This is a genomic window from Pseudomonas sp. PONIH3 (assembly GCF_002934345.1).
Lineage (GTDB): Bacteria > Pseudomonadota > Gammaproteobacteria > Pseudomonadales > Pseudomonadaceae > Aquipseudomonas > Aquipseudomonas soli.
The window spans coordinates 5,143,588-5,162,347 of record NZ_CP026386.1 but is presented as its reverse complement, the minus strand read 5'-3'; the positions used below and the strand labels follow the sequence as shown (position 1 = coordinate 5,162,347).

The window sequence follows — 18,760 nt, the reverse complement described above, 5'->3', positions numbered from 1 at the left end:
CAAAGGCCACGAGCATGGAGCAAGGCGCCTGGACCGAACAGTGACAGAGTCGTGGAATTTGAATCAGTACAGATGATCAGCCACGGCCGATCTCGGCGAACTGTGCCTGGGTATGGGCAGCGAGCACTGCTGCGGCGAGTTCCACCTCCAGGCCGCGGCGGCCAGCGCTAACATGAATCGTTTCATGTTGTTGCGCGGATTGATCGATGAAAGTGCGCAGGCGCTTCTTTTGTCCCAGCGGGCTGATCCCGCCAACCAGGTAGCCCGTGGCGCGCTGGGCAGCCTGGGGGTCGGCCATTTCGCATTTCTTCACGCCGGCCGCATGGGCCAACGCCTTCAGATCGAGCGTTCCACCCACCGGCACCACTGCCACCAGCAGCTCACCTTTTTCGCTGCTGGCGAGCAGCGTCTTGAACACGCGCAATGGGTCAAGGCCGAGCTTTTCCGCAGCCTCCAGACCGTACGATGCGGATTTCGGATCATGTTCGTAGCTGTGCACGCGGTGTTCGGCACGCGCCTTTTTCAATAGGTCCAGGGCGGGGGTCATCAACGGCTCCAGGCGATCACAAGTCGCCCGGTACTTTAGGGTAAATCCGCCGGGGCAGCCAGCGCAGGACCCAGGCTAGAGCAGCGGCCGTGGGTTCACCGCGCGGCACGGCAGTCAGAATGTGGCTGAACGTTCATTTTCGACCTTTGACATCAGCGTTTCTTGTCTATATTTTTTCGTTTATGAATAAATGGTGCACCTATAAGGTGCGCTTCCTGTACCCGCCCGGCGTCAATGGGGATCGACTCCGGGCTTTTTGCTGTCGAGCGCCCAGCGCCTCACAACAACAAGAACCGAGGTCATACATGACGACTGCTCTACGACAACCCACGCTATCCGCCCAGTGCCTGGCCGAATTCCTCGGCACTGCCCTGCTCATCTTCTTCGGTACCGGCTGTGTTGCCGCGCTCAAGGTCGCCGGGGCCAGCTTCGGCCTGTGGGAAATAAGCATCATCTGGGGGGTCGGCGTGAGCATGGCGATCTACCTCACTGCCGGTGTGTCCGGCGCGCACCTGAACCCGGCGGTCAGCATCGCGCTGGCCGTGTTCGCCGGCTTCGACAAGCGCAAGCTGCCGTTCTACATGCTCGCCCAGGTGTGCGGCGCATTCTGCGGCGCCGCGTTGGTGTACTTCCTGTACAGCAATCTGTTCTTCGATTTCGAACAAAGCCACGCCATGTTGCGCGGCAGCCAGGCCAGCCTCGAACTGGCCTCGGTGTTCTCCACCTATCCGCACCCGGCGCTATCCACCGGCCAGGCGTTCCTGGTCGAAGTGATCATCACCGCCATCCTGATGTCCGTGATCATGGCCCTGACCGACGACAACAACGGCCTGCCCCGTGGCGCCACCGCGCCCCTGCTGATCGGCCTGCTGATCGCCGTGATCGGCAGCGCAATGGGCCCGCTGACCGGGTTTGCGATGAACCCGGCGCGCGATTTCGGGCCTAAACTGATGACCTTCCTGGCCGGCTGGGGCGAAATTGCCTTCACCGGCGGGCGCGATATTCCGTATTTCCTGGTGCCGGTGTTCGCGCCAATCCTCGGCGCCAGCCTGGGCGCGGTTCTGTACCGCGGGCTGATCGCCCGCAATTTGCCGACGATACAAGCCGCGGCCCAACAGACAGACGATAATCCTCAGGGCGACACCCAGGTTTCCTGATGCCAACGCCGGGCCCGGGCTGACACCCGGCGCCCGCCACGCCCTGAACTACCCCCTATTCGTGCAAGGCCACCGACATGACCGATACCCTGGACAAGAACTACATCATCGCCCTGGACCAGGGCACCACCAGTTCGCGCGCCATCATCTTCGATCGCGACGCCAACGTGGTGGGCACCTCGCAGCGTGAATTCGCCCAGCACTACCCACAGGCGGGCTGGGTCGAGCACGACCCGATGGAAATCTTCGCCACCCAGAGCGCGACCATGGTCGAGGCCCTGGCCCAGGCCGGCATCAGCCACGCCCAGGTCGCCGCCATCGGCATCACCAACCAGCGCGAGACCACCGTCGTCTGGGACAAGGAAACCGGGCGCCCGGTGTACAACGCCATCGTCTGGCAATGCCGGCGCAGCACCGAGATCTGCGCTCAGCTCAAGCGCGACGGCCATGAGCAATATATCCGCGAGGCAACCGGCCTGGTCACCGACCCGTACTTCTCCGGCACCAAGCTCAAGTGGATCCTCGATAACGTCGAGGGCGTGCGCGAACGCGCCGAGCGTGGCGAGCTGCTGTTCGGCACCATCGATACCTGGCTGATCTGGAAATTCTCCGGCGGCAAGGTGCATGTCACCGACTACACCAACGCCTCGCGCACGCTGATGTTCAACATCCACAGCCTGCAATGGGACGAAAAGCTCCTCGATATCCTCGGCATCCCAAGCCAGATGCTGCCCGAGGTTCGCCCGTCGTCCGAAGTCTATGGCCACACCAAGAGCGGAATTGCCATCGCCGGTATCGCCGGTGACCAGCAATCGGCGCTGTTCGGCCAGATGTGCGTGGAGCCCGGCCAGGCCAAGAACACCTACGGCACGGGCTGCTTCCTGCTGATGAACACCGGCGACAAGGCGGTGCAATCGTCCCACGGCCTGCTCACCACCATCGCCTGCGGCCCGCGTGGCGAAGTGGCCTACGCCCTTGAGGGCGCGGTCTTCAACGGTGGCTCCACCGTGCAGTGGCTGCGCGACGAACTGAAGATCGTCAACGACGCCTACGACACCGAGTACTTCGCCAGCAAGGTCAAGGACAGCAACGGCGTCTACCTGGTGCCAGCCTTCACCGGCCTGGGCGCGCCCTACTGGGACCCGTACGCCCGGGGCGCGCTGTTCGGCCTGACCCGTGGCGTCAAGGTCGACCACATCATCCGTGCCGCCCTCGAGTCGATCGCCTACCAGACCCGCGACGTGCTCGACGCCATGCAGCAGGACTGCGGCCAGCGCCTGTCCGAACTGCGCGTGGACGGTGGCGCGGTAGCCAACAACTTCCTCATGCAGTTCCAGGCCGACATTCTCGGCACCTGCGTCGAGCGTCCGAAAATGCGCGAAACCACAGCACTGGGCGCAGCCTACCTGGCGGGCCTGGCCTGCGGTTTCTGGAGCGGCCTGGACGAGCTGCGCGACAAGGCGATCATCGAGCGCGAGTTCAGCCCGCAGTTGGATGAGTCAGCCAAAGAGAAGCTGTACAAGGGCTGGCGCAAGGCCGTGGATCGCACCCGCGACTGGGAAGATCACGACGCCTGAAGCCATGAAGTCGGGGCCGCTGCGCGGCCCCGACTGAGCAACGGCCTACTGGTCGCCATCCCCTTCCTGCGGCATCATTGCAGAATTTGTCCGGCTGCCCAAAAGGACCGCCCATGAATCTGCCCCCACGCCAACAACAAATTCTCGAGCTCGTCCGCGAACGCGGCTATGTCAGCATCGAGGAAATGGCGCAGCTGTTCGTCGTCACCCCACAGACCATCCGCCGCGATATCAACCAGCTCGCCGAAGCCAACCTGCTGCGCCGCTACCATGGTGGGGCCGCTTACGACTCGAGCATCGAGAACACCGCCTACGCCATGCGCGCAGACCAGATGCGCGACGAGAAGCAACGCATCGCAGACGCCGTGGCCCGGCAGATTCCCGACCATGCCTCGCTGTTCATCAACATCGGCACCACCACCGAATCCATCGCCCGCGCCCTGCTCAACCACAATCACCTGAAAGTCATCACCAACAACCTGCACGTGGCGGCGATCCTGGCGGCCAAGGACGACTTCGAAGTGCTGGTGGCCGGCGGCACGGTACGCCGCGACGGTGGCGTGGTTGGCCAGGCAAGCGTCGACTTCATTAATCAGTTCAAGGTCGATTTCGCCGTGGTCGGCATCAGCGGCATTGACGAGGACGGCAGCCTGCTGGACTTCGACTACCAGGAAGTGCGGGTATCCCAGGCCATCATCGCCAATGCCCGCCAGGTGCTGCTGGCGGCGGACTCAAGCAAGTTCGGACGCAATGCCATGGTTCGCCTGGGCTCGATCAGCCTGGTCGACTGCCTGGTGACCGACCAGGCACCTTCCCCGGCCCTGACCCAGTTGCTCAACCAGTACAAGATTCGCCTCGACGTGGTTTGAGACCGCCCGCCTCGCCTATTGGAAGCCGTCGGGTCGAGCACCGTCCTGGCGGCGCTTGTTCTTCCTGCCTTGCAAATCGATCACCCTGCCTTTTCGAAAATGTTCATTTCCCTGTCATCCGATCAGTTTTTTCTATGAAGACTGACTGGCCGCCGCCTGTTCATTAGGCTACTATTTTCGCAAACGAACATTGATGTTCACATTCGCTGTGAACAGCCCCAGGAGGCCTTGCCCGTGTCCCAGCCCGTTTCGTCCCAGCCCCCCCTCCAAGACTGCTACGACCTCGCCGTTATCGGCGGTGGCATCAATGGCGTGGGCATTGCTGCCGATGCCGCCGGGCGTGGCCTCAAGGTGTTCCTTTGTGAAAAGGATGACCTGGCACAACACACCTCCTCGGCCAGCAGCAAGCTGATCCACGGTGGCTTGCGCTACCTGGAGCACTATGAGTTCCGCCTTGTACGCGAAGCCCTGGCCGAACGTGAAGTGCTGCTGGCCAAGGCGCCGCACATCGTCAAGCCCATGCGCTTCGTGCTGCCGCACCGCCCGCACCTGCGCCCCGCCTGGATGATCCGCGCTGGTTTGTTCCTCTACGATCACCTCGGCAAGCGCAAGCGCCTGGGTGCTTCGCGCAGCCTGCGCTTCGGCCCGGGTTACCCGCTCAAGCCGGCCATCACCCGCGGTTTCGAATATGCCGACTGCGCGGTGGATGACGCCCGCCTGGTAGTGCTCAACGCGATGGCCGCGCGTGAACAGGGCGCGCAGATCCGCACGCGCACCCGCTGCCTGCGCGCCGAACGCATCGATGGCGTGTGGCAGGTGGAATTGCAGAACGCCGATGGCAGCCTGCAGACCATTCGTGCCCGCGCCTTGGTCAATGCTGCCGGCCCCTGGGTGGCCAGCTTTATCAAGGACGACTTGAAGCTCGACGCGCCCTACGGTATCCGCCTGATCCAGGGCAGCCACCTTATCGTGCCGCGTCTGTACGAAGGCGAACATGCCTATATCCTGCAGAACGAAGACCAGCGCATCGTTTTCTGCATCCCGTACCTGGACCGTTTCACCCTGATCGGCACCACCGACCGCGAATACAGCGGCGACCCGGCCAAGGTGGCGATCACCGAGCAGGAAACCGATTACCTGCTGAATGTGGTGAACGCACACTTCAACCACCAACTGAACCGCAGCGACATCCTGCACACTTACTCCGGGGTGCGTCCGCTGTGCAACGACGAGTCGGACAACCCGTCGGCGGTGACCCGTGACTACACACTGGCGTTGTCCGCAAGTGAAGGGCAGGCGCCGCTGCTGTCGGTGTTCGGGGGCAAGCTGACCACCTACCGCAAGCTGGCCGAATCGGCCATGGCCGAACTCAAGCCGTTCTTCACCCAGATGCGCGGTAGCTGGACTGCCGATGCGCCATTGCCAGGCGGTGAAGACATGAGCACTGCTCAGGCACTCGCCGCAGACATACAAGCCCGTCACGGCTGGTTGGCACCAGATATCGCCAAACGCTGGGCAATTACCTACGGCAGCCGAGCCTGGCACCTCCTTGACGGTATGAACGGACCAGAGGACCTGGGCCAATCCATCGGGGGCGGACTGTTCAGCCGAGAAGTGGATTATCTTTGCCTGCAGGAATGGGCGCTGGACGCCGAAGATATTCTTTGGCGCCGCACCAAGCTGGGCTTGTTCACAAGCTTCTCGGAGCAACAGGCTCTCGCCACCTATCTGCGGGCTCGCTCCGAACAGGCTTGCGCCGCTTGAAAGCATCCCATGCGCCCCGCGATGGGCGCCCAGGAGCGATTGCGCAGGTATTCAGCAATACAGACGCTGGTAGACCTCACGGGCCAGCGTCCTGAGCAAGCGGCGCTCGGCGAGCTCGAACTCGTACATCAGTGCGTTGCTGCGTAGCGTGAAGGTCCAATCATCAATCCGGCTTTGCTCGACATCCGCCTCCAGCGCTTCCATGCGCAACCGCAGGGGTTCAGCCAACGCAGCGAATCGAGAAGCGTAGCGCTCGCGCACATGGGCCGCCCAGAACGGGCGCTGTGCAGTCGACTCGATCAACGCATCTGCCGTTTCAGCGCCCAATACCTGGTCTTGCGCACGGAGCACGTCACTGGTAGTCACCCGGGCGTGACCTTGGTAATGCATTGAGTCCGACTCCAGCGGCAAGCCGAGTGGGTGTAGCAGTTTGTAACGATAGAAAAACCTTACCTCAATCTCATCTACCGGCAGGCTGGCCTCACGCATTCGCTCAACGTGGCGGGCCGCGATGCGGTCCACCTCATCCAGGCGGAACAACGATCGCCCAAGGCGCATCAGCCGATCCTCGACATCAACAGCAGGTACACCACTGACTGCTCGCTCGACCAGTACGCCAAGCTCCAACTGGCTGAGAATCAACAACAGGCCGTCTTCGCAGGTGCGCTGGCCGGAAGCCTCCAGGAACAACCGCTGGCGTACCGCCTCATGCTGTTCGCAGTAGTCCAGGATACGCCACACTCGGGTTCGGTAATGGCCTGCATGCTCCCCGAAGTCCACCGAATCGGAAAAGTCGGCCAGGAATCGAAACAAGCCCGCTGATCCAGGTTCCTCGCTCAGCGCCTGCCACACTGCCCGCCAACGTTCACGCTCACGCCCACTGGCAGAACCCAGCCAGGTTTCACACAGTTGCTCATCAACTGGCTGATGACGATATCCTGCAGCACCTCTTGCCGCGCCCACCGCACCGCCGCTAGCTTCGTCCAGCAGCCCCTCACTTCTTTCATCCAGGGGATTGTCGTGCAGGGCGAGCCGCTCGACCTGTTGGCGCAACTCCAAGAGGTCCTGGCGCAGTTGACGGATGCGGTTGTCGCGAAGGTCGACAGTGGCCCGCCAGGAAACGCGATCAGGCAGCGCCTCCAGCCCCACAGCTCGCAGACTCACGGTGCGCAGGCTGCGTAGATGAGTCAACACCGGGGCCCGGCGCAGCGGGTTGTGGCTGAGGTCCAGCACCTGTAATGAATTAAGTGCGGCAAGCCGACGCTGGCCTACGTGATCGAGCTCGATCCGGTTGCCTTGCAGATGCAAATGCCGCAGATGCTCCAATGTCTCGATGCCTGCAGGAATTTCAGTCAAATGGTTGCCAGACAAGTTCAACTCGACCAGGTTGGGGAAGCGACGCAAAAAGCCCTCATCCAGCTCGGCAAGCGCCATGTCGCGGAGCGTCAAGCGCCGGACGTGGTGGTAATCCACTCCATCGGGCAATGCGGGCAGGCTACCTACGCGCTCACCTTCGATTTCCAGTACGTACTCGTCAGCCAGGTTGGTGAGTTTGCGCCGCCAACTACGCCGCAGCGCATTCGCCACATTTCGCCGCCTGCGCGCATCCAGCGCGTTGACGGCCTCGCGGCGCCACGACTGCAAATGGCTTTTCAGACCGGCCAATTGCTCCTGCAGCTGGGCGTAATGCTCCCAGAAACCTATACGCTGGCTCATCAGATTCATCAGGTAGGCGTGCATTTCGTCGTCGCTGAGCGTCGGGAAGATTTGATGAATACCGCGTCGAATGGCTTGTCGGCTTCCCCCCGCCCGCCCGCTCAAGGCGTACCCCACACGCCCGTCTGCAAAGCCTACCGGCGGGCGGAAAGCATCCTGCGATACCATGCCCATCAATAGAGCCGCCTGTTCCCTATCGGCCGCGGCATTAGCCGCCAGCCTTTCGCCCAAGGCCGTCGCGCTTATACGGCTGCCGTCGGGCAATACCGCTTGCTCTTGTTCCAGAGAGCCAAGCAGCGCCTGCATCAGATCTGCCGACTCAACCGGCCCCGAGGACCATCTGTAGCCGTCGCCATGCCTGGTGATCACCCGGATAGCGTCGCTGTCCAAAGCCCCATGGGCAGCCAGTAGCGGTCCACTCACAGAGCCCTGTCGCAGCTCTATCCGTACTCCGCTCCCCCACGGCGCCAGCCCATCGAGCAGCCCCAATGCCAGCCGCTCGGTATCGGCGTTAGCCAACCTGGGCAAGCGCAAACCGGCACAGCCGCGGTCTATACGGTGCTGTCGTGCGAGCCAACGCGCACGCTCAGCCAGTGCCAAAGGCACGCGACCGGTCGCGAGATGCTCGATCTCGGCACCCGTGGCGGCCTTGAACAGTTCACGTGCCGTACGCGCGGTCAAAGTGGGGAATTGCCTTAACAGCACGGACTCTTCAGGGCTTGGCGACATCTGGCGCTCGCTGAGTCGCTGCGCCAGCGCAGGTCCAGAAAGAGTCGAAAACTGCTCGTGCACCTGATGCAGTTCCAACGCATCCACAAGCCTGGCCGGTGCTGGCGCGCCCCGCAGGTGAAGCAACCTGATACTTGCCTCATCAATGCCGGTGACCTGAAGCAGATAGTCAGCTGTCGTATCAGGTAACTCACGCCACCGTTCGTTGAAGCGCCGTACCAGGTTCCCCGCACCCTGCCAATAATGCGGCTGTTCCAGCTCATGAACCCAACCGCCATCCTCGTTGCTCTCGATCAGCGGACGATAAGCTTCAGCATCGCGTGGGTGTCGCACGCGCCAGGTACCGGTAAGCGGATCATCGACTATGCGCAGAGAAAAGCCATCGTGTTGCCATACCCTTTCCTGGTCGCCAGCAGCGACATTGCGCGGATCGTGATAGGCCGCCAGATCGTCAGCCATCAACTTCAGGTCACCTGTCGAGGTGCATACCGGCGCCAGGCCGTCGACGAACATCGAGCGGTCAAGTACCTTGACGGCCCCTGCTGCCCCTTTGGCCATCACTGCCCCTAGGATAACGTTCTCAGCCACGCCAAAAAGATGGTCCAGTGCCCCTTGGCGATCGCCAATTCGCCAATCCTGGTAACCCTCGTAGACTTCACTGGCGATCTGCACCGCTGCAACCCCCAACATCACTTCGCCCACCAAGGGAATGAAAAGGCCTGCGAGGTTCATCAGGTCCAGCCCAAACGATGCGTAGGCGGCCAGACGACGATCTCGCTCCTCTTGATCCTCGTCGCCTGTCGGGACGGCAAGCACCCTGGCGTCGTCGAGCATTTTGCTGATCCACAGCGCCCGCAGGTGTTCGAACAAAGGGGCATCAATGACCAGACAGCGCCCATCCAGTGATACCCCGTGCGCTGCCGTGGCCTGCAGACGCTCCTCGAGCACGGTGAAGAATGCCCCCCGGTCACGCTCGCTTATGAAACGTGAAAAGAAGCCGCGAAAGGTCTTGTCGCGCAGCCGTTCGGCCAGCGCGTCGTACAGCGCCTGCCAAGAGTCATGACGCGCAACGGGTGATAGCGGATCGCCAGGAATCCAGGCGATCACACCTAGTAAAGGCGCATCAAGCTCCTGCCGCACCTCCAGTGTCACCACCCCCCTCACGCATTTACCGAGCAGGTAGAGTTGGCGCGGCATGATGACGCCTGGCAAGGTAGGCACGATCGGCTTGGGCGCAGTTACTGGCAACAAGTGAAGATAACTTTGCTCATCCAGGTTCCCCTTGAGTGTGGCAATGCGCACAGCTACCTCAAAGTGACTGCGCAGGCTCTCCTCGAAACGTCGATGCAGCCGCTGCGCAGCCTCTCCAGGAAGGTCGCCTGGCTGATCGGATGGCACCAGGTGCTGATTGAGAAGCGCCTGGTAGCGCCCCCCTATGTCCACTTGTCGACACAGCCCTGCGAAAGCTTCGAATCCCAGCGGCAGCACACGGCCGGACTTTGCATGCAATTGCCCCTTGCGCCTAAGCCCAGGCCGGGTTTCGGTGACATGGAAATTGTGCAGGGCGGCAACCAACAGCGTGCGGATGGAAGAACGCTCGTAGCTTGGTCGATAAAGGCTAGGGGCTACCGTCGGTAAACTGAATTGCTCGACGATGCGTACTGTGCTGCGTCGGACATCGGGGCTGGCAACGCCACGCGCGCGAAGCGCAGGCTCCAGCAGTTGCTCAGCAAACTTTTCCAGCGAAGGAATACCGTCCAATACCTGCTTAAGCGCGCTCGACGCCGCCTCCTGTCGACGTAGCGCGAGGCGCAACGACAGCAAGTGATCCACGCCGTGCCGAGTCATCCACACAGGTAGTTGCCGTGCAATCAGTCCATCGATCGAATGCGGGAAAAACGGCGCGACTGTCATGTCAGGGTCCTTGACGAGATGAGAATCTCAGTACACCACTCGCGCTTGAGAAAGACCCTGTACATAGTTGCCACTTTCCATTGGCCACCTCGCAAACCGATAACAATTCGTTCGGAACACCGAACGCCAAAGAGAGATCCGTTCGGGAACCCGTCTGCTACGAGCTAAGTTTCACCGCGTCAAAAAAGATTAATACTCAGCATTTTCACAGCGTTATGATGATTATCAGGGCTTGGCACGACTCATGCTCTACACTTGGAAGCCGAATGCACCCGCTTCATGCTGTATTCGTTGAACGAAGAGTCCGCCAACGGCTCCATAAAAAAAACAAACACGTCGAGGAAAATTTGATGCGCATCGTTCGTCAATTGCTGGGCGCCGCCATCGCGGCCGCTGTCATCGCATCGCCGGTCATGGCTGAAGAGCTCACCGGTACCCTGAAGAAGATCAAGGATTCGGGCACCATCACCCTGGGCCACCGCGACTCTTCCATTCCGTTTTCCTACCTGGCAGGCAGCACTGCGCCCGTGGGTTACTCCCACGACATCCAGCTGGCCGTCGTCGAAGCCCTGAAGAAGCAACTGGGCACCGACATCAAGGTCAAGTACAACCTGGTCACTTCGCAAACCCGCATCCCGCTGGTGCAGAACGGCACCGTGGACCTTGAGTGCGGCTCCACCACCAACAACGTCGAGCGCCAGCAACAGGTCGGCTTCTCGGTGGGCATCTTTGAAGTCGGCACCCGCCTGCTGACCAAGGTCAAGGATGGCCAGCCATCCTATAAAGACTTCCCGGACCTGGCCGGCAAGAACGTGGTAACCACCGCCGGTACCACCTCCGAGCGCATCCTCAAGGCGATGAACGCCGACAAGCAGATGAAGATGAACGTGATCTCCGCCAAGGACCACGGCGAAGCCTTCAACATGCTCGAAAGCGGCCGCGCCGTGGCCTTCATGATGGACGACGCGCTGCTGGCCGGTGAAATGGCCAAGGCCAAGAAACCGTCCGACTGGACCATCACCGGTACCCCACAGTCGTACGAAATCTACGGCTGCATGGTGCGCAAGGACGACCCAGCCTTCAAGAAGGCAGTCGACGAAGCCATCGTCGCCTACTTCAAGTCGGGTGAAGTCAACAAGAGCTACGACAAGTGGTTCCAGCAGCCAATTCCGCCAAAGGGCCTGAACCTGCAGTTCCCGATGAGCGACGAACTGAAGAAGCTGATCGCCGAGCCGACCGACAAGGCCGCGGACGAGAAGAAGTCCTGACCTCCGGCAAATAGTGGCCTGAAGCGCATCCGCGCGAATCCATCCAACAGGCCACCTAGTTAGTGTCTAACCTTTACATCCGAGGGCGTCGAACGCCCCCGGATGTATCGAGGTGCCCGTGAAACAACCGTCTGAGGGGAAATCCCGATGAATTACAACTGGGACTGGGGCGTGTTCTTCAAGTCCACCGGCGTGGGCAGCGAAACCTATCTGGACTGGTACGTCACCGGCCTGGGCTGGACCATCGCCATCGCCATCTCCGCCTGGATCATCGCCTTGCTGCTGGGCTCGCTGCTCGGCGTGATGCGTACCGTACCCAATCGTCTGGTGTCAGGGATCGCCACCGCCTACGTCGAGCTGTTCCGCAATGTGCCGCTGCTGGTGCAGCTGTTCATCTGGTACTTCCTGGTGCCGGACCTGCTGCCCGAAGGCCTGCAGGAGTGGTTCAAGCAGGACCTCAACCCGACCACCTCGGCGCTGATCAGCGTAGTCATCTGCCTGGGCCTGTTCACCGCCGCCCGTGTCTGCGAGCAGGTGCGCACCGGGATCCAGGCGCTGCCCCGCGGCCAGGAGTCGGCCGGGCGCGCGATGGGCTTCAGCCTGCCGCAGATCTACATGAACGTGCTGCTGCCCCAGGCCTACCGGATCATCATTCCGCCGCTCACTTCGGAATTCCTGAACGTGTTCAAGAACTCCTCGGTGGCCTCGCTGATCGGCCTGATGGAGCTGCTGGCGCAGACCAAACAGACCGCCGAGTTTTCCGCCAACCTGTTCGAGGCGTTCACCCTCGCCACGCTGATCTACTTCACCCTGAACATGGGCCTGATGCTGCTCATGCGCATGGTCGAGAAGAAAGTCGCCGTGCCTGGCCTGATTTCCGTGGGGGGCAAGTAAATGGAAATGGATTTCAGCGAAATCATCCCCGCGCTGCCCGCCCTGTGGGACGGCATGCTGCTGACCCTGCAACTGATGGTCATGGGTGTGGTTGGCGGTATCGCCCTGGGCACCGTCCTGGCCCTGATGCGGCTGTCGTCGAGCAAGCTGCTGGCCAACGTCGCCGGCGCCTACGTCAACTACTTCCGCTCCATCCCGCTGCTGCTGGTGATCACCTGGTTCTACCTGGCGGTGCCCTTCGTGCTGCGCTGGATTACCGGTGAAGACACCCCCGTGGGCGCGTTCACCTCCTGCGTAGTGGCGTTCATGATGTTCGAGGCGGCGTACTTCTGCGAAATCGTGCGTGCCGGCGTGCAGTCGATCTCCAAGGGCCAGATGGGCGCCGCGCAAGCGCTGGGCATGAGCTACGGCCAGTGCATGCGCCTGATCATCCTGCCCCAGGCGTTTCGCAAGATGACTCCGCTGCTGCTGCAACAGAGCATCATCCTGTTCCAGGACACCTCGCTCGTCTACACCGTCGGCCTGATCGACTTCCTCAACTCGGCCCGCGCCAACGGCGACATCATCGGGCGCTCCCACGAGTTCCTGATCTTCGCCGGTGTCGTCTACTTCCTCATCAGCTTCTCCGCTTCGTGGCTGGTCAAGCGCCTGCAAAAAAGGATCGCCGTATGATTTCCATCAAGAACGTCAACAAGTGGTACGGGGACTTCCAGGTACTGACCGACTGCAGCACCGAGGTCAAGAAAGGTGAAGTGGTGGTGGTCTGCGGCCCCTCCGGCTCGGGCAAGTCGACGCTGATCAAGTGCGTCAACGCCCTGGAGCCGTTCCAGAAAGGCGACATCGTGGTCGATGGCACCTCCATCGCCGACCCGAAGACCAACTTGCCGAAATTGCGTTCGCGGGTGGGCATGGTGTTCCAGCACTTCGAGCTGTTCCCGCACCTGTCGATCACCGAGAACCTGACCATCGCCCAGCGCAAGGTGCTCGGCCGTAGCGAGGCCGAAGCCACCAAGAAGGGCCTGGCCCTGCTCGACCGCGTCGGCCTTGGCGCCCACGCCAAGAAGCACCCCGGCCAGCTGTCGGGCGGCCAGCAGCAGCGCGTGGCGATCGCCCGCGCCCTGTCGATGGACCCGATCGTCATGCTGTTCGACGAACCGACCTCGGCGCTGGACCCGGAGATGGTCAACGAAGTACTGGACGTGATGGTCGAACTGGCCCACGAAGGCATGACCATGATGTGCGTGACCCACGAGATGGGCTTCGCCCGCAAGGTCGCCAACCGGGTGATCTTCATGGACAAGGGCAACATCATCGAGGACTGCCAGAAGGAAGACTTCTTCGGCAACCCCGAAGGCCGCCACGAGCGTACCCAGCACTTCCTCAGCAAGATCCTGCAACACTAAGTCGGCCACAGTGACGCTGCCCGGCCACTTGCCGGGCAGCGGAAGCTGGTCGTGACAAGGCCACTGTGATGAAATGCGACCCTTCGCTCCTTCGCCCTGCCCAGCCCACCGTGAAATCCCGCCTGATTCGCCAATTGCTCGTCCCCCCGCTGGTCATCCTATTGATGGTCGGTCTAGGGATGGCTGGCTTCCTGATCAGCGAAAGCAACGGCATCCGCACGCTCAGCGAAAACGGCGAGCGCCAGTTGGAGCTGCATGCGCGCACCGTCGAAAGCGAAATCAGCAAGTACACCTACCTGCCCAGCCTGCTCGAGCTGGAAGACAGCGTCTCGCGCCTGCTCACCGACCCTGACGCCGGCGACCGCCAGGTCGTCAACGAATACCTCGAGGGCCTGAACCGGCGCAGCCGCAGCCGGGCGATCTTCGTCCTCGATACCAATGGCCGGGTCCAGGCCACCAGCAACTGGCGCGACGCCGACTCCTTCCTCGGCGAGGACCTGGCATTCCGCGCCTATTTCCAGGTCGCCGTGCGCGGCGAACCCGGGCGTTTCTACGGTATCGGCAGCACCACCGGCGAGGCTGGCTACTATCTGGCCCACGGCCTGGAGGAGCACGGCAAGATCATCGGCGTGGCCGTGATCAAGGTGCGCCTCGATACCCTGGAGGAGCGCTGGCAGCGCGCCCGCCTGGAAGCCTTCGTCAGCGACGAGAACGGCATCATCATCCTTTCCAGCGACCCGTCCCGACGTCTGAAGTCGGTGCGGCCGCTGAACCCGCAGATCAAGGAACGCCTGGCGCGCAGCCTGCAGTACTACTGGTGGCCGCTCAACGAGCTGCAACCGCTGGCCCGGGAAACCCTGTCCGACGGCGTGGAAAAACTGACCTTTCCGGCCAACAGCGAGACCGAGCACGGCAAGCAGCACAATGTCTCCTACCTGGCACAGACCCGACGCCTGGCCGACACGCCCTGGCACTTCACCCTGCTTACCCCCTTGCAGGACCTGCGCCGCGAGTCGATGGTGCAGGGCATCCTGGTCGGGGTGGCCTTTGCCCTGCTGGCGATCCTGGCCATCGCCTGGAACGAGCGACGCAAGGTGATCGCCACCCGCCTGGCGGCCCGCGAGGCCCTGGAAGAGGCGAACAGCCAGCTGGAACGCAAGATCACCGAGCGCACCGCCGACCTGCGCGCTAGCAACGAACGCCTCAAAGGGCAAATCCGCGAACGCCGCCACGCCGAACAGACCTTGCGCCACGCCCAGGACGAACTGGTCCAGGCCGGCAAGCTGGCGGCCATCGGGCAGATGTCCACCAGCATCGCCCACGAACTCAATCAACCGCTGGCGGCGTTGCGCACCCTGTCGGGCAATACCGTGCGCTTCCTCGAGCGCGGCGCGCTGGAAACCGCCAGCGCCAACCTGCGCACCATGAACGACCTGATCGATCGCATGGGCCGCATCACCGCCAGCCTGCGCTCGTTCGCCCGACGTGGCGACGACAGCGGCCAGGCGTCTTTGGAAAAAGCCGTGGAAGCCACGTTGCAAGTGCTGGCCAACCGTATCAGCGCCTGCCACCTGCATTTGCACCGCCAGTTCGACGATGCGTTGCTGGCCATCGACCAAACTCGCCTGGAACAGATCCTGGTCAACCTGATTGGCAACGCCCTCGATGCCATGGCCACACAGCCCTTGCCACAACTGTGGCTGGAAGGCGAGAGGCAGGGCGACAAATACCGCCTGCGGGTGCTAGACAATGGCCATGGCATAGACGCCGAGGCGCGCAAGCACCTGTTCGAACCCTTCTTCACCACCAAACCGGGCGAGCATGGCCTGGGCCTGGGCCTGACCTTGTCGGCGAGCCTGGCCACTGCCGCCAAGGGTACACTGAGCGTCGAACATCCCGCCGGTGGCGGCACCGCATTCGTCCTTGCCCTGCCCCTGGCCACGCCCCCTAGCGAATTGGCTGAGCCTCTATGAAACAAGCACCTCTCACCGTCCTGATCGTCGAAGACGACCCGCACGTGCTGCTCGGCTGCCAGCAGGCGCTGGCCCTGGAAGACATCGCCTGCGAAGGCGTCGGCAGCGCCGAGCAGGCCCTCGAGCGCATCGGCGACGACTTCGCCGGCATCGTCGTCAGCGATATCCGCCTGCCGGGCATCGATGGCCTGGAGCTGCTCAACCGTCTCAAGGCACGCGACCGCAGCTTGCCGGTGGTACTGATCACCGGACACGGCGACATCGACATGGCGGTCGGTGCCATGCGCAACGGCGCCTACGACTTCATGGAAAAACCATTCTCGCCAGAGCGACTGGTCGATGTGGTGCGCCGCGCCCTGGAACAACGCGGCCTGTCGCGCGAGGTGTTCGCCCTGCGTCGCCAACTGGCCGAGCAGAGCAGCCTGGAAGGTCGCATCATCGGCCGCTCACCGGCCATGGAACAACTGCGCGAGCTGATCGCCAACGTCGCCGACACTTCGGCCAACGTCCTGATCGAAGGCGAGACAGGTACCGGCAAGGAGCTGGTTGCCCGCTGCCTGCACGACTTCAGCCGACGCCAGGGCCAGCCATTCGTGGCGCTGAACTGCGGCGGTCTCCCGGAGAACCTGTTCGAAAGCGAGATCTTCGGCCACGAAGCCAATGCCTTCACCGGTGCCGGCAAGCGCCGCATCGGCAAGATCGAGCACGCCAACGGCGGCACGCTGTTCCTCGACGAAGTCGAGAGCATGCCGATCAACCTGCAAATCAAGCTGCTGCGGGTACTGCAAGAGCGCACTCTGGAACGCCTGGGCTCGAACCAGAGCATCCCGGTGGACTGCCGGGTGATCGCCGCGACCAAATCCGACCTCGCCGTACTGGGCCAGAGTGGCCAGTTCCGCAGCGACCTGTACTACCGCCTCAACGTCGTCACCCTCGAGCTGCCACCACTGCGCGAGCGACGCGAAGACATCCTGCAACTGTTCGAACACTTCCTACAACAGTCAGCCTTGCGCTTTGACCGCGAGCCCCCCACCCTCGACAGCCAGACCCTGTCGCAGTTGCTGGCCCACGACTGGCAAGGCAACGTGCGCGAGCTGCGCAACGTCGCCGAACGCCATGCCCTGGGCCTGCCCGCGTTCAAGAAGGGGAGCAGCGGCGGGGCCAGCCAAGGGCTAGGTTTCGCCGAAGCGGTAGAGGCATTCGAACGCAACCTGCTCAGCGATGCCCTGCAGCGCAGCGGTGGCAATCTCAGCCAAGCCAGCCAGGAACTGGGGATGGCCAAGACCACGCTGTTCGACAAAGTGAAGAAGTACGGCCTCGGCTGATCGGCTACCTTACCTTGGAAGTTTAACGTGGACTTGGCATTCAAAGCGGCCCTGGGCGCGGGCGTGGTGCTCCTCCTGGCCATCCTGTCGAAAACCCGCAACTACTACATTGCCGGCCTGGTGCCGCTGTTTCCTACCTTTGCCCTGATAGCCCACTACATTGTTGGCAAGGGACGGTCGCTGGAGGATCTGAAAACCACCATCCTGTTCGGAATGTGGTCGATCATCCCCTACTTCGTGTACCTGGCCACGCTGTACGTACTGGTTGAGCGCATGCGCCTGGAGGCCTCGCTGGCCCTGGCCACGGTAGCCTGGCTGGTCGCTGCGACCCTGCTGGTGAGCCTATGGGTGAGAGTGCATTGAACGAACTGCGGGCTAAACCTGCGCCCAGCCGTGGTGGAAGTGGGCTTGCTCCAGTCGTTATCGTGCACCACCGCGCTAAAGCCCGGCGATATGCGTGACATCCTGCCGATGCGCCTGTAGGTAGGGGAGCACAACCCCCAGCAGGGGCGCCTTGAACGGCTCCTGGAACCGATGCGCCAGCCCCGGAATCAGCCGCAACTGGCTGCCCTGGATGTGTGCCGCCAGGTGTACCCCATGCATCACTGGCAACAGCGGATCGGCCGTTCCGTGCACCACCAATGTTGGTAGCCGCAGTTGGTTGAGCAACTCCACCCTGCTGGGTTCGGCGAGAATCGCCATGATCTGGCGTTTGGCCCCCTGCGGATTGAATGCCCGGTCATAGGCCACGGCAGCCTGCTCGATGAGGGCAGCGCGGTCATCGTGCACCTGGGGACTACCTAACGCCGCGAGCAACTCGGCTTGCTGCGCGATAGCCACCTCACGATTCGGTGCACTGCGTCGCGCCAGCAATTGCAACAGGGCCGGGGCAGGGGCCGGCAGGCCAACCGCGCCCGAACTGGACATCACCAGCGTCAAGCTACGCACCCGCTCCGGCGCCATGGCGGCGAGATGCTGCGCGATCATGCCGCCCATGCTCACGCCCAGCACATGAAACTGGCGGACCTCGAGTGCATCCATGAGACGTAAGCCATCATTGGCCATGTCCGTCAGGCTGTAAGGTGCCGAAACAGGCAGCCCCAGCTTGTAGCGCAGCAGTTCGATTGTCAGGTTCGCCGAAGCCGGCATTTGGTTCCAGCGTGACAGGCCGACGTCGCGGTTGTCGTAGCGAATCACTCGAAAGCCTTGACGGCACAGGGCTTCGACCACGTCATCCGGCCAGTGGATCAGTTGCCCGCCCAGGCCCATCACCAACAGCAGAACGGGGTCTCGGGGCGCACCGACGCTCTGGTACACCAGGCTCAGCTCGCCCAGCTCCGCCCGTTGCACAGGTGCATGAACATCACAGCGGCCTTCGGCGAAGCTCGCCGGTACGCTGACCAGTAGCAAGAAGAAAAGTAACCACATGAAAGCAACACCAGAATGCAGATCCCCAGTAGCGCGAGATTGTGATGAATCTCCTCCCGGCGCGCTGCCACAAAACCGTGACATTTTGATGAATCCTGCCCAATAGCCGGACACGACAATTAACTACGACCCAGCAGACGTGTCCCTTTCCTTCAATGACGTTGCCCGCTCCGGTAACTCTCAAGAAGGATCCTTC

General features: G+C 62.2%; 14 protein-coding genes. 11 read left to right on the top strand and 3 right to left on the bottom strand.

Translation table 11 applies throughout. From position 1 onward, the window contains the following. Positions 1 to 76: 76 nt before the first annotated feature. Positions 77 to 547 (bottom strand): Cys-tRNA(Pro) deacylase, encoded by a 471-nt coding sequence (ybaK, locus tag C3F42_RS23885; RefSeq protein WP_023629020.1) that lies wholly within the window; start codon positions 545 to 547, stop codon positions 77 to 79. Positions 548 to 852: 305 nt separating this feature from the next. Here ybaK and C3F42_RS23880 point away from each other — a divergent pair, with 305 nt between their 5' ends. The 4 genes from C3F42_RS23880 to glpD all read left to right on the top strand — a co-directional run bounded on the left by C3F42_RS23880 (position 853) and on the right by glpD (position 5,914). Further along, positions 853 to 1,704 (top strand): MIP/aquaporin family protein, encoded by an 852-nt coding sequence (locus C3F42_RS23880; RefSeq protein WP_104444991.1) that lies wholly within the window; start codon positions 853 to 855, stop codon positions 1,702 to 1,704. Positions 1,705 to 1,781: 77 nt separating this feature from the next. Next, complete coding sequence (glpK, locus tag C3F42_RS23875; RefSeq protein ID WP_023629018.1) at positions 1,782 to 3,281, top strand: glycerol kinase GlpK; 1,500 nt, start codon at positions 1,782 to 1,784, stop codon at positions 3,279 to 3,281. 113 nt (positions 3,282 to 3,394) lie between these two features. After that, on the top strand, positions 3,395 to 4,150 hold the full coding sequence (glpR, locus tag C3F42_RS23870; protein ID WP_023629017.1) for a DNA-binding transcriptional repressor GlpR: 756 nt from the start codon (positions 3,395 to 3,397) through the stop codon (positions 4,148 to 4,150). Positions 4,151 to 4,384: 234 nt separating this feature from the next. Beyond that, on the top strand, positions 4,385 to 5,914 hold the full coding sequence (gene glpD, locus C3F42_RS23865; protein ID WP_023629016.1) for a glycerol-3-phosphate dehydrogenase: 1,530 nt from the start codon (positions 4,385 to 4,387) through the stop codon (positions 5,912 to 5,914). A gap of 51 nt (positions 5,915 to 5,965) precedes the next feature. On the opposite strand, the gene C3F42_RS23860 is transcribed toward glpD, so the two are convergent. After that, positions 5,966 to 10,273, bottom strand: a complete 4,308-nt coding sequence (locus tag C3F42_RS23860; RefSeq protein ID WP_104444990.1) for an NEL-type E3 ubiquitin ligase domain-containing protein — start codon at positions 10,271 to 10,273, stop codon at positions 5,966 to 5,968. A 350-nt stretch (positions 10,274 to 10,623) separates the two neighbouring features. Here C3F42_RS23860 and C3F42_RS23855 point away from each other — a divergent pair, with 350 nt between their 5' ends. From C3F42_RS23855 to C3F42_RS23825, 7 genes are all read left to right on the top strand, one after another. Beyond that, on the top strand, positions 10,624 to 11,541 hold the full coding sequence (locus tag C3F42_RS23855; protein ID WP_031314503.1) for a glutamate/aspartate ABC transporter substrate-binding protein: 918 nt from the start codon (positions 10,624 to 10,626) through the stop codon (positions 11,539 to 11,541). Positions 11,542 to 11,688: 147 nt separating this feature from the next. Then, positions 11,689 to 12,435: an amino acid ABC transporter permease gene (locus C3F42_RS23850; protein WP_023629014.1), complete on the top strand. Its 747-nt coding sequence runs from the start codon at positions 11,689 to 11,691 to the stop codon at positions 12,433 to 12,435. Continuing rightward, positions 12,436 to 13,107, top strand: a complete 672-nt coding sequence (locus C3F42_RS23845; protein ID WP_023629013.1) for an amino acid ABC transporter permease — start codon at positions 12,436 to 12,438, stop codon at positions 13,105 to 13,107. Beyond that, the gene (locus C3F42_RS23840; RefSeq protein ID WP_038706667.1) at positions 13,104 to 13,838 is read left to right on the top strand and encodes an amino acid ABC transporter ATP-binding protein; all 735 of its coding nucleotides are present in this window, start codon (positions 13,104 to 13,106) and stop codon (positions 13,836 to 13,838) included. The genes C3F42_RS23845 and C3F42_RS23840 overlap by 4 nt, the downstream gene beginning before the upstream one ends. A 68-nt stretch (positions 13,839 to 13,906) precedes the next feature. Further along, positions 13,907 to 15,811: an ATP-binding protein gene (locus C3F42_RS23835; protein ID WP_094012400.1), complete on the top strand. Its 1,905-nt coding sequence runs from the start codon at positions 13,907 to 13,909 to the stop codon at positions 15,809 to 15,811. 47 nt (positions 15,812 to 15,858) lie between these two features. Next, complete coding sequence (locus C3F42_RS23830) at positions 15,859 to 17,136, top strand: sigma-54 dependent transcriptional regulator (protein WP_232888006.1); 1,278 nt, start codon at positions 15,859 to 15,861, stop codon at positions 17,134 to 17,136. Between the two features lie 27 nt (positions 17,137 to 17,163). After that, a complete protein-coding gene (locus C3F42_RS23825; protein WP_023629616.1) occupies positions 17,164 to 17,499 on the top strand; it encodes a GlpM family protein in 336 nt (111 codons plus the stop codon). 75 nt (positions 17,500 to 17,574) lie between these two features. On the opposite strand, the gene C3F42_RS23820 is transcribed toward C3F42_RS23825, so the two are convergent. After that, entirely contained in the window at positions 17,575 to 18,564 is a 990-nt protein-coding gene (locus tag C3F42_RS23820) for an alpha/beta fold hydrolase (RefSeq protein ID WP_023629615.1), read from the bottom strand. Positions 18,565 to 18,760: the final 196 nt, after the last annotated feature.